A 10738-nucleotide genomic window follows, 5' to 3' on the forward strand; every position below is an offset into this window, starting at 1 on the left:
CGACAACAGTGCCTGCCCTCCACATCCGGCAGGCGAGAAGAGCGGCACCCCATCACGCCGGAGACCACGCCCGGCCACCCACCACGGCAAAACCGCACCCCCGTTGCCGAGACCCGACGACAGTGCCTGCCCTCCACATCCGCCAGGCAAGAAGGGCGGCACCCCGTCACGCCGGAGACCACGCCCGGCCACCCACCGCGGCAAAGCCGCACCGCTCGGTGGCCCGGGACCGGGCGCCCTCCCGGCGTCGAACCCACGCCGGCGCGCAGCCCCGGCCACGACCACCGCAGCGGGCCCCCGGTCCACAGGGCCCGGCGGCACGCCGCGTACCCCGGTCCCGGCGCGCGTCAGCGCGCCTCGCGGGCGGCGGCCAGCAGTTCCTCGGCGTGGGCTCGGCCGAGTTCCGAGTCCTCCAGGCCGGCGAGCATCCGGGAGAGCTCCCGCACGCGTTCCTCGCCCTCGAGGACACGCACCCCGCTGCGCGTGACGGACCCGTCGTTGGTCTTCTCGACCAGCAGCTGCCGGTCCGCGAACGCGGCCACCTGGGGCAGGTGCGTGACGACCACGACCTGCGCGCTGCGCGCCAGCTTCGCCAGGCGCCGGCCGACCTCGACCGCCGCCTTGCCACCGACGCCTGCGTCGACCTCGTCGAACAGGTACGTCGGCACCGGGTCCGACCCGGCGAAGACGACCTCGACGGCGAGCATCACGCGGGACAGCTCACCGCCGGACGCGCCCTTGGCGATGGGCCGGGGCGGGGCGCCGGGGTGGGGTGCGAGCTGCAGCTCGACCTCGTCCGCGCCGGTCGCGCCGAAGGCGACCCGGCGGCCGCCGACCTCGATGCCCTCCGCGTCCTCCGTCTGCCGGAGGGCGACGCCCACACGGGCGTGCGGCATCGCGAGCTGCGCGAGTTCCGCCGTAACGGCCGCGGCGAAGCGTTCCGCCGCCTCCGTGCGCGCGTCGGTGAGGGCCTGGCCGAGGTCGCCGAGCTCGGCGCGCAGCGCGTCGCGCTCCGCCGTGAGCTCCTCGATCCGCTCGTCGTCGCCGTCCAGCTCGCCCAGCCGGGCCGCGCCCTGCTCGGCCCACGCCAGGACGGAGTCGATCGTGTCCCCGTACTTGCGGGTGAGGTGGGCGAGGACGGCCCGCCGCTCCTCCACGGCCGCCAGCCGCCGCGGATCGGCGTCCAGGTCGTCGGCGTACCCGGCGAGCTCACCGGCGACATCGCCGAGGAGGATGCCGATCTCGCCGATCCGGTCCGAGAGCACGGCCAGCGCCGGATCGTGGGAGCGGACGGCCTCCAGGGCGCGCTGGGCGCCCGCGACCAGCATCCCGGCGTCCACACCCTCCGGGTCCTCGGGGTTCCCCGCGAGCGCGGCGTGCGCCAGGGCCGCGGCCGACGCGAGCGCCTCGGCGTGGCCGAGACGTTCCGCCTCGGCGGCCAGGTCGGCGTCCTCGCCGGGCAGCGGCTCGGCGGCCGCGACCTCCTCCAGGCCGAAGCGCAGCAGGTCCGCCTCCTGGGCCCGCTCGCGGGCCCGCGTGGTCAGCTCGTCCAGCTCGCCGGCGACCTCGCGCACCCGCCGGTAGGCGGCCGCGTACTTGGCCAGCGGCACGGCGACGGCGTCGCCCGCGTACCGGTCGAGCGCCTCCCGCTGGCGGGCCGGCCGCAGCAGGCCCTGCTGGTCGGTCTGGCCGTGGACGGCCACCAGCTCGTCCGCCAGCTCGCCGAGCAGCCCCACGGGGACCGAGCGCCCGCCCACGAAGGCCCTGGAGCGGCCCTCCGCGGAGACGGTACGGCTGATCAGCAGCGCACCGTCGTCCAGCTCGGCGCCCGCCTCCTCGGCCCGTACGGCGGCGGGCGCGTCGGCACCCAGCGTGATCCGTCCCTCGACGGACGCCGATTTCGTCCCGATCCGGACCAGACCGGGATCGGCACGGCCGCCCAGCAGCAGCCCGAGGCTCGTGACGACCATGGTCTTGCCCGCGCCGGTCTCACCGGTCACCGCCGTGAAGCCGGGCGACAGCTCCACCACGGCGTCCTCGATGACTCCCAGCGACCGGATCCGCATTTCCTCCAACACGGATACGACCATACGAGGTTTGCGGGCCGCCGCGCGACGGGCCTCACCCCTGAGGGGAAACTCAGTGCGGCGCGCCGCGCCAGCCGGCCACCGGCAGCGCGAACTTCGCGACCAGCCGATCGGTGAAGGAGGCGTGGTGGAGCCGCGCCAGCCGGACCGGCACCGCCCCCCGCCGGACCTCCACGCGGGCCCCGGCCGGCAGGTCCACCGAGCGCCGCCCGTCGCACCACAGCACCCCGTGCGGGGTCTTCGGCTGCACCTCCACCGCCAGCACCGACCTCGGCGAGGTCACCAGCGGCTTCGCGAAGAGCGCGTGCGCGCTGATCGGCACCATCAGCAGCGCCTCGACCTCGGGCCAGACCACCGGCCCGCCGGCCGAGAAGGCGTACGCGGTCGAACCGGTCGGGGTCGCCATCACCACCCCGTCGCCGCCGAAGCGGGAGACCGGACGGCCGTCGACCTCGGTGACGACCTCCAGCAGCCGCTCGCGTGCCTGCTTCTCCACCGACGCCTCGTTCAGCGCCCAGTCGGTGTGGACGACCCGGCCGTCGTTGCGCACCAGGACGTCGATCGTCATGCGCTCCTCGACCTCGTAATCGCGGGTGACCACGCGGTCGACGACCTTGTCCAGGTCGTCGCGCTCGGCCTCCGCGAGGAAGCCGACCCGGCCGAGGTTGACCCCCAGCATCGGCACCCCGGAGGCCCGCGCGAACTCCGCGCCCCGCAGCAGCGTGCCGTCACCGCCCAGGACGATGATCAGCTCGCAGTCCGCGACCGTCTCCGGGCCGATCTCCTGCACGCGCTGCACCGCGCCGTTGCCCGGCAGCGTCAGGTCCTCGGCCTCCTCGGCCAGCACCCGGACCCCGATGCCGCAGCGCTGCAGCCCCTGGACCACCCGCTCGGCGCTGCGGATGGCCGCGGGCCGTCCGGTGTGCGCGAGGAGGAAGACGGTGCGGCCGGACGTCCCGTGCACCTCGTGTGTCTCGTGCGTCTCGCTCAACGGGGCCCCTCCGCCACAGCGCGGTCGACATCCGCCGGGTCGAGCTCGGGCGCCCCGGCGCGCAGCCACAGAAAGTACTCCACATTCCCCGACGGTCCCGGCAACGGGCTCGCGGTCACGCCCAGCACCCCCAGTCCCAGTGCGGCCGCCTGCCCGGCGACCTGTCGTACGGCCTCGGCGCGCAGTTGAGGGCTGCGGACGACACCGCCGCTGCCCAGTCGCTCCTTGCCCACCTCGAACTGCGGCTTGACCATCAGGACCAGGTCCGCGTCGGGCGCGGCGCAGCGTACGAGGGCGGGCAGGACGAGCCCGAGCGGGATGAAGGACAGGTCGCCGACGACAAGGTCCGCCGGCCGGCCGTCGATCTGCTCGAGCGTCAACTCGCGGACGTTGGTACGGTCCTTGACGGTGACGCGTTCATCGCTCTGCAGCGACCACGCGAGCTGCCCGTAGCCGACGTCGACGGCGACGACGTGCGCCGCGCCGTTGCGGAGCAGGACGTCGGTGAAGCCGCCCGTGGACGCCCCGGCGTCCAGCGCGCGGCGCCCCTCCACGCCCAGCCCCAGGGGCACGAACGCCGCCAGCGCCCCCGCCAGCTTGTGCCCGCCGCGGGACACGTAGTCCGGGTCCGAGGCGTCCTCGGCCACGACGACCGCGGCGCTGGTCTCCACCTGCGTCGCGGACTTCGTCGCGGTCGTCCCGCCCACGGTCACCCGGCCGTCGGCGATCAGCTGCCCGGCGTGCTCCCGCGAGCGGGCGAGGTTCCGGCGCACCAGCTCGGCGTCGAGTCGGCGTCGTGCCACGTGAGGTTCAGCTCCTGTTGTCGTCGTCGAGTCTCGTGAGCGTGTCGCGCAGCCCACGGTGTACATCCTCGTACACCTCGACGTGGTCCTCGGTGGGAAGCAGGTCGGCATCCTGCAGGCGGACAAGGACGGCGTCCACCTCGGTATTCCCCGTGGCGTCCAGGACGACGCCCAACGGGCGCGGCCCGGCGTCGGCGACCGGCGGCCCGGCGGCTTCCGGTCCGGGCGCGGGGACCACGCCCTCGTGCCCGGTCTCAGTCACGTCCCTTCGCCTCCTGCGGGCGGGCCGCCGTCTTCCCGGCGGTCGCGGCCTTCTTCGCCGGGGTGGCCTTCTTGGCCGGGGTGGCCTTCTTGGCGGCGGGAGTCTTCTTCGCGGGCGCGGCCGCAGCGGTGCGGGTGGGCGCCGCCGCGGACTTCTTGGCGGGGGTGGCCGAGGCGGCCTTCTTCGCGGCCGGAGCGGCCTTCTTGGCGGCGGGCGCCGCCTTCTTCGCCGGCGCGGCCGCCGCGGTCTTCTCGGCCGCGGCCGTGGTCTTCCTGGCGGGAGCGGCCTTCTTCGCCGCGGAGCCGGTGCCGGAAGCCGCGGTCTTCTTCGCGGGGGCCGCGGTCTTCGCCGGGGCAGCCTTCCTCGCGGGGGCGGTCTTCCTCGCGGCAGGCGCCGTCTTCTTCGGCGCGGGCGCCTTGGCCGGGGCTGCGTTCTTGCGCGCGACCGGTACGGCCCCCGTACCCGCGTTCCTGACCGGCTCCGGAGCCGCAGGCGCCTCAGTCGCCTCAGTCGCCTCAGGCGTCGTGGGAGGGTGCGCCGGCGCGGCGTTCTTGCGCGCCACCGGGGTGACCCCCGCGGCGCCCGTCCGTTCGGGCTTCCGCGCGGGCTTCGTCGCGGGCGCGGGCGCCGACGCGTGCCCGTCGACCGGTGCGTGCTCCACGGGCGGCTGCGGCGGCACGTACAGGCCGGGGTCCGGCTCCTCGTCCGTCGCGTCGGCCCAGGCCGGCTCCCGGTCCTCGTCCTCCAGGTTGCGGATGCGGCGTTCCAGGGCCTCCAGGACGACACCGACCTTGGTGACCTCGTCCGCGAGCCGCCCGACCCGGCTCATCGCCTTGTCGATCTCCTCCCGGATGAGTCCCACGAGCAGGTCGCGGTTGGCCCGTCCCGATGCCATCAGCTCGTCCGCGAGCGTCTGCACCTCGGGCGGGATCCGCTCGCCGATGCTCCGCTGGACCGCGTCGACGTCTATCCCGGTCTGGTCGAGCAGTTCCTTCGCCGCACCGACCGCCCGTCGCCGGGTGGCCTCGGTCAGGCCGCCCGCGATCTGCAGACAGGTCCGCAACGCGTCCCGCATACGCCCTCACTCCTCGCCTTCGCCAGTTCCCCAGACTTCGTCGGTCACGACGCTACCGCCTATGGCGCCGCATCTCCCCGACGGTCCACTGCGGTACCGTCGATCAGCACCAGCACGAGCCGACGTCCGAACGGGAGACGCACAGCCCATGGCGACCATCGAGGAGTGCCGCAGCGCGCTCGAGCGGCTGTCCGAGAACCTCGCCGGAGCCGAGGGCGACCTGCACAGCGCGGCAGCGCTCGACCGCTCGCTCAGCTGCCGCATCACCGATCTCGACGTCACCTTCGTGGGACGTCTCATGGACGGCCGCATCCAGGACGTCGTCACCGTGCAGGGCCCGCCGGCCGAGCGCGCCGAGATAAGGCTCACCATGGCCGGTGACGACCTCGTAGCGCTGGTGGACGGCAGGCTGCACTTCGCGAAGGCCTGGGGCAGCGGCAGGGTCAAGCTGGAGGCGGGCTTCCGCGACCTGCTGCGGCTGCGCAAGCTCCTCTAGAGCCCCAGCCGGTCCAGCGCCTTCCCCGCGTCCAGGCCGCAGGAGCCGTCCCCGGCCTGTGTCCAGGCCGCCGCGCACAGCGCCCGCAGCCCGTCCATGGGTCCGCCTTCGCCGTCCTCGTCACGGTGCAGCACCAGCGCCCCGTCGCCCACCGAGACGGTCCAGCCCCCGCAGCGGTAGGCGCCCTCACCGGCGTCCGTGACGTCGGGCTGCGGGGTGAGCAGGCCGCGCAGGTCCGCGTCCACATAGGTGGGCCGGTGCTCGGGCGGGGCGGCGAGCAGCAGCGCGGCGGTGGTGACCCCGGTGAGCACCAGCAGCGAGTCGACGCCGCCCGCGTGGGCGCCCTCGATGTCCGTGTCGAGCCGGTCGCCGACCACCAGCGGCCGCCGCGCGCCGGTCCTGATCACCGTCTCGCGGTGCATGGGCGGCAGCGGCTTGCCCGCGATCTGCGGGTCGCCGCCCGTCGCGATCCGGACGACCTCGACGAGCGCGCCGTTCCCCGGCGCCGTGCCGCGCGCGGTCGGGATGGTCAGGTCGGTGTTGGAAGCGAACCACGGCACGCCGCGGTTGACCGCGTACGCCGCCTCGGCGAGCTGCCCCCAGCCCACCTCCGGCGAGTAGCCCTGCACCACCGCGGCGGGGTCGTCGTCGGCCGAGTCGACCGGCCGGAGCCCGCGTTCGCGCAACGCCTCCACGAGTCCCTCGCCGCCGATCGCGAGCACCCGCGCGCCCGCCGGGACCTGATCCGCGATCAGCCGGGCCACCGCCTGGGCGGAGGTGATGACCTCGCCGGCCTCGGCCGGCACGCCGAGCCGCGTCAGGTGCTCCGCGACGGTCCGCGGGGTGCGGGCGGCGTTGTTGGTGACGTACGCCAGGCGCATGCCGTGCGCCCGCGCCACGCCGAGCGACTCGACGGCGTGCGCGATCGCGTCGCCACCCGCATAGACCACTCCGTCGAGGTCGAGCAGAGCCGTGTCGTACGCCTGGTCAAGAGGCCTTTCACTGCCGGCCGGGCCGGTCCGGTGGTTCATCGGGCGGTCGCTCCTCGTATGTCGTCGATCACTCGGCACACTTAGCGGACATGACCCGCGTAGCATGCCCGGATGAACAATTCCGGACCCGCTGTACGGGGCTTGCGGCTGGCGCCGTTCCGCGCGCTCCGCTACGTCCCCGAGCGGGTCGGCAGCCTGGCCGCGGTCACCTCGCCACCGTACGACGTCGTCGTCCGGCCCGAGGGACAGCGGCACCTGGAGACAGCCGACCCGCACAACGTCGTGCGGCTCATCCTGCCCACCGCCGAGCCCCCGGACGGCCGGCACCGCAAGGCCGCCTGGGCGCTGTTCCAATGGCAGGAGGAGGGCGTCCTGGCCCTCGACCCCAAGCCCGCCCTGTACGTGTACGAGCAGCGCGAGGGCGATCATGTGCAGCGCGGCCTCATCGGCGCCCTGCGGCTGACCCCGCCCGAGGAGCGGATCGTGCTGCCGCACGAGGACGTGATGCCCGGCCCCGTCGCCGACCGCGCGGCCCTCATGCGCGCCACGGCCGCCAACCTCGAACCGCTGCTGCTGGCGTACCAGGGCGACGACGGGGAGGCGGCCGAGGTCGTCGAACGCACCGTCGCGGGCCCGCCGTTGCTGGCCACGACGACCGAGGACGGCATCCACCACCGGCTGTGGGCGATCACCGACCCGCGGGCGATCGCGGCCGTCGACGCCGACCTGTCCCGGCACCAGGCCGTCATCGCCGACGGCCACCACCGCTGGGCCACCTACCTGCTGCTGCAGGCCGAGCACGAGGCCCCGAGCCCGTGGGACTACGGCCTGGTGCTGCTGGTCGACACCACCCGCTACCCGCTCCGGGTCCGCGCCATCCACCGCGTACTGCCGCAACTGCCCGTCGCGCGGGCCGTCGAGGCGGTCCGCGGCGCCTTCCGCGTACAGGAACTGCCCGGACCCCTGCCGGAGGCCCTGGCCGCCCTGGAGGCCGCGGCCGCCGAGGGCAACGCGTTCCTGCTCACCGGCGACGGCCGCTTCCACCTCCTGGACCGGCCGGACCCCGAGGCCCTCGCACGGGCCATCCCGGAGGACCGCCCCGACGAATGGCGGCAGCTGGACGCCACCGTGCTGCACAGCCTGCTCCTGGACCGGATCTGGGAAGTCCCCGACGCCCCGGAGCACATCCACTACATCCACGACACGGAGGCCGCGGTCGAACACGCGGAGCAGTTCGGCGGCACGGCCGTGCTCATCCACCCCGTGCGCGAGAGCGTCGTCCACGACCTCGCCAAACAGGGTGTGACGATGCCGCGCAAGTCGACGTCGTTCGGCCCGAAGCCGGCGACCGGCCTGGTGCTGCGCAGCCTGGAACTCGACGGCACCTCCGCCTGACCCCGCACAACGCGAAGGGCGGCATCCGCATGACGCGGATGCCGCCCTTCGTTTCGGCGATCAGCCCTCGGTGTTCTTGGAGGGCTCCTTGAACGGGTCGTCGAGGAACGCCGTCGGGTCGGCCTCGTCGGTCAGGTCGACGTCCGGCTCCCCGGCGTCACCGGTCTCGCGGTCCGTGCGGCCCTCGTCGTCCCGGTCCCGGTCCTCGTCGTCGTCGCCGTGCTCGCCGTCCCCGTCCTCGGAGGCCTCGGCATCCGCGGCGTTCCCGGTGTCCGAGCCGTCCGCGACGTCGTCGCGATCCGCCACGGCGGACCCATCCGCCGCCGGCTGCTCGTCGTCGGCGTCGTCCAGCGCGTCCACGAAGGCCACGCCGTCCAGCTGCGCCAGCCGGTCGGACGCGTCCGTGGTGCCGCTCTGGTCGGCCTCCAGCGACTTGGCGAACCACTCGCGCGCGTCGTCCTCACGACCCGCCGCGAGCAGAGCGTCGGCGTACGCGTAGCGCAGCCGCGCCGTCCACGGGTGCACGGCGTTGGACGCGAGCTCGGGGCTCTGCAGGGTGACGACGGCGGCGTCGTTCTGCCCCATGTCACGCCGGGCACCGGCGGCCACCAGGCGCATCTCCACCTGACCCGCGCGGTCCAGCTTGTGCACCTCCGGCGCACCCGCCATCTCCAGCGCGCGCTCCGGACGGCCCATGCCCCGCTCGCAGTCCGCCATGACCGGCCACAGGTCGACCGTGCCCGTCATCCGGCGGCAGGCGCGGAACTCGGCCAGCGCCTCGGCATACCGCTCCGTGGCGTACGAGGCGAACCCGGCCGCCTCACGCACGGCGGCGACACGGGACGCGAGTCGCAGCGCGACCCTGGAGTAGCCGTACGCCAGGTCCGGGTCCTCGTCCAGCAGCCGGGCGACCATCACGAGGTTCCGCGCGACGTCCTCGGCGAGCGTCTTCGGCAGGCTCATGAGCTCCTGACGCACGCTGGGGTCGATCTCCTGGCCCGTGACGTCGTCCGGGATCGGCAGCCGCTTGACGGGCTCCCGCTCCTCACGGCGCTCGTCGCGGCCGCGGGTGTTCTCGAACCGCCCACGCCCCTGCACGTACGGCCGGCGGCCGCCCTGGCCCCGATCGTCCTCACGGCGCGGGCCGCGGGGACGCTCGTCCCGGCGGTAGCCGCCACGGTCGTCGTCCCGCCGCGGCCCACGGGGCGGGCCGTCACGGCGGTCGTCGCGCGGACGGTCGTCACGGGGGCGGTCGTAGCGCGGCCGGTCGTCACGACGGAAGCCACCGCGGTCGTCACGGGGGCGGTCCTCGCGCGGGCGGTCGTAGCGCGGGCGATCGTCACGGCGGAACCCACCACGGTCGTCACGCCGATCATCGCGCGGACGATCCTCACGCGGACGGTCGAAGCGCGGCCGATCGTCGCGAGGACGGTCAGAACGCGGCCGGTCATCGCGGCGGAACCCACCACGGTCGTCACGCTGGTCGTCACGGGGACGGTCCTCGCGGGGACGGTCGTAGCGCGGGCGATCGTCACGGCGGAACCCACCACGGTCGTCACGCCGATCGTCACGGGGACGATCCTCACGCGGGCGGTCGAAGCGCGGCCGATCGTCGCGAGGACGGTCAGAACGCGGCCGGTCGTCACGGCGGAACCCACCACGATCGTCACGCCGATCATCGCGCGGACGATCCTCACGCGGACGGTCGAAGCGCGGCCGGTCATCGCGACGGTAACCGCCGCGGTCATCACGCCGGTCGTCGCGACCCCGGTCCTCGTACCGCCCCCGCGGACGGTCGTCGGGCCGGCGGTAACCGCCGCCGGCTCGGTCGCCTTCGCGCCGGGGGCCGCCGCTGCGGTTTTCACCCCGGTCGCCGCCCTGGCGCGGAGCGCGCCGCTCAGGCCGATCCGGCCGTTCCTCGGGCGAGTTGGACATCGACGTGACTCCTGTCGTTCGTACTGCTGTAGTGCCAGTCTCTCGTACCCGTCCGCGAGTTGCGCACCACGCCAAAAACAAAAAGACCCTCGGTCCCAGCGCTTTGGCCAGGACCGAGGGTCCATAAAGATTGTTCGGCGGCGTCCTACTCTCCCACAGGGTCCCCCCTGCAGTACCATCGGCGCTGAAAGGCTTAGCTTCCGGGTTCGGAATGTAACCGGGCGTTTCCCTAACGCTATGACCACCGAAACACCATCGGGTGTTAGGCGAACAAGCACACTTTTCAGTTAAGTGACTGGTTCAACCGGTGCGACCGTTCGCAACCCGGGAACCAAACAGTGGACGCGAGCATCTGAGGACAAGCCCTCGGCTTATTAGTACCGGTCAGCTCCACCCATTACTGGGCTTCCACATCCGGCCTATCAACCCAGTCGTCTACTGGGAGCCTTAACCCCTCAAGGGGGTGGGAGTCCTCATCTCGAAGCAGGCTTCCCGCTTAGATGCTTTCAGCGGTTATCCCTCCCGAACGTAGCCAACCAGCCATGCCCTTGGCAGGACAACTGGCACACCAGAGGTTCGTCCGTCCCGGTCCTCTCGTACTAGGGACAGCCCTTCTCAAGACTCCTACGCGCACAGCGGATAGGGACCGAACTGTCTCACGACGTTCTAAACCCAGCTCGCGTACCGCTTTAATGGGCGAAC

Annotated in this window: 9 protein-coding genes and 2 rRNA genes; 2 read left to right on the plus strand and 9 right to left on the minus strand. The window is 73.6% G+C overall.

All coding sequences use genetic code 11. The features are described 5' to 3' along the window. Window positions 1–347: 347 nt before the first annotated feature. Genes recN through CHF15_RS25885 form a run of 5 tightly spaced genes read right to left on the minus strand, consistent with a single transcriptional unit; the run spans window position 348 to window position 5218 of the window. A complete protein-coding gene (recN, locus tag CHF15_RS25865; RefSeq protein ID WP_089226276.1) occupies window positions 348–2090 on the minus strand; it encodes a DNA repair protein RecN in 1743 nt (580 codons plus the stop codon). Between the two features lie 49 nt (window positions 2091–2139). Then, the gene (locus CHF15_RS25870) at window positions 2140–3078 is read right to left on the minus strand and encodes an NAD kinase (RefSeq protein ID WP_245939045.1); all 939 of its coding nucleotides are present in this window, start codon (window positions 3076–3078) and stop codon (window positions 2140–2142) included. Beyond that, complete coding sequence (locus CHF15_RS25875; protein WP_089226277.1) at window positions 3075–3881, minus strand: TlyA family RNA methyltransferase; 807 nt, start codon at window positions 3879–3881, stop codon at window positions 3075–3077. The genes CHF15_RS25870 and CHF15_RS25875 overlap by 4 nt, the downstream gene beginning before the upstream one ends. 7 nt (window positions 3882–3888) lie before the next feature. Then, the gene (locus CHF15_RS25880) at window positions 3889–4143 is read right to left on the minus strand and encodes a hypothetical protein (RefSeq protein WP_089226278.1); all 255 of its coding nucleotides are present in this window, start codon (window positions 4141–4143) and stop codon (window positions 3889–3891) included. After that, a complete protein-coding gene (locus CHF15_RS25885) occupies window positions 4136–5218 on the minus strand; it encodes a hypothetical protein (protein ID WP_089226279.1) in 1083 nt (360 codons plus the stop codon). Before CHF15_RS25885 ends, CHF15_RS25880 begins: the two co-directional genes overlap by 8 nt. Before the next feature lie 148 nt (window positions 5219–5366). On the opposite strand from CHF15_RS25885, the gene CHF15_RS25890 reads away from it, so the two are divergent. After that, complete coding sequence (locus CHF15_RS25890) at window positions 5367–5714, plus strand: sterol-binding protein (protein ID WP_089226280.1); 348 nt, start codon at window positions 5367–5369, stop codon at window positions 5712–5714. Here CHF15_RS25890 and CHF15_RS25895 read toward each other — a convergent pair. Next, a complete protein-coding gene (locus CHF15_RS25895) occupies window positions 5711–6745 on the minus strand; it encodes an HAD-IIA family hydrolase (RefSeq protein ID WP_089226281.1) in 1035 nt (344 codons plus the stop codon). The two genes, CHF15_RS25890 and CHF15_RS25895, sit on opposite strands and share 4 nt — an antisense overlap. Before the next feature lie 72 nt (window positions 6746–6817). Between CHF15_RS25895 and CHF15_RS25900 the strand changes: the two genes are divergently transcribed. Continuing rightward, a complete protein-coding gene (locus CHF15_RS25900; RefSeq protein ID WP_089226282.1) occupies window positions 6818–8101 on the plus strand; it encodes a DUF1015 domain-containing protein in 1284 nt (427 codons plus the stop codon). Between the two features lie 60 nt (window positions 8102–8161). Here the strand turns inward: CHF15_RS25900 and CHF15_RS25905 are convergent, their stop codons facing one another. From CHF15_RS25905 to CHF15_RS25920, 3 genes are all read right to left on the minus strand, one after another. Next, on the minus strand, window positions 8162–9079 hold the full coding sequence (locus CHF15_RS25905; protein WP_245939048.1) for a tetratricopeptide repeat protein: 918 nt from the start codon (window positions 9077–9079) through the stop codon (window positions 8162–8164). A gap of 1089 nt (window positions 9080–10168) precedes the next feature. Beyond that, window positions 10169–10285 (minus strand): 5S ribosomal RNA (rrf, locus tag CHF15_RS25915). A gap of 105 nt (window positions 10286–10390) precedes the next feature. Then, window positions 10391–10738: ribosomal RNA gene (locus tag CHF15_RS25920) — 23S ribosomal RNA — on the minus strand; the annotation flags it as partial.

Origin of the sequence: Actinacidiphila glaucinigra (assembly GCF_900188405.1) — a bacterium.
Classification (GTDB): Bacteria; Actinomycetota; Actinomycetes; order Streptomycetales; family Streptomycetaceae; genus Actinacidiphila; species Actinacidiphila glaucinigra.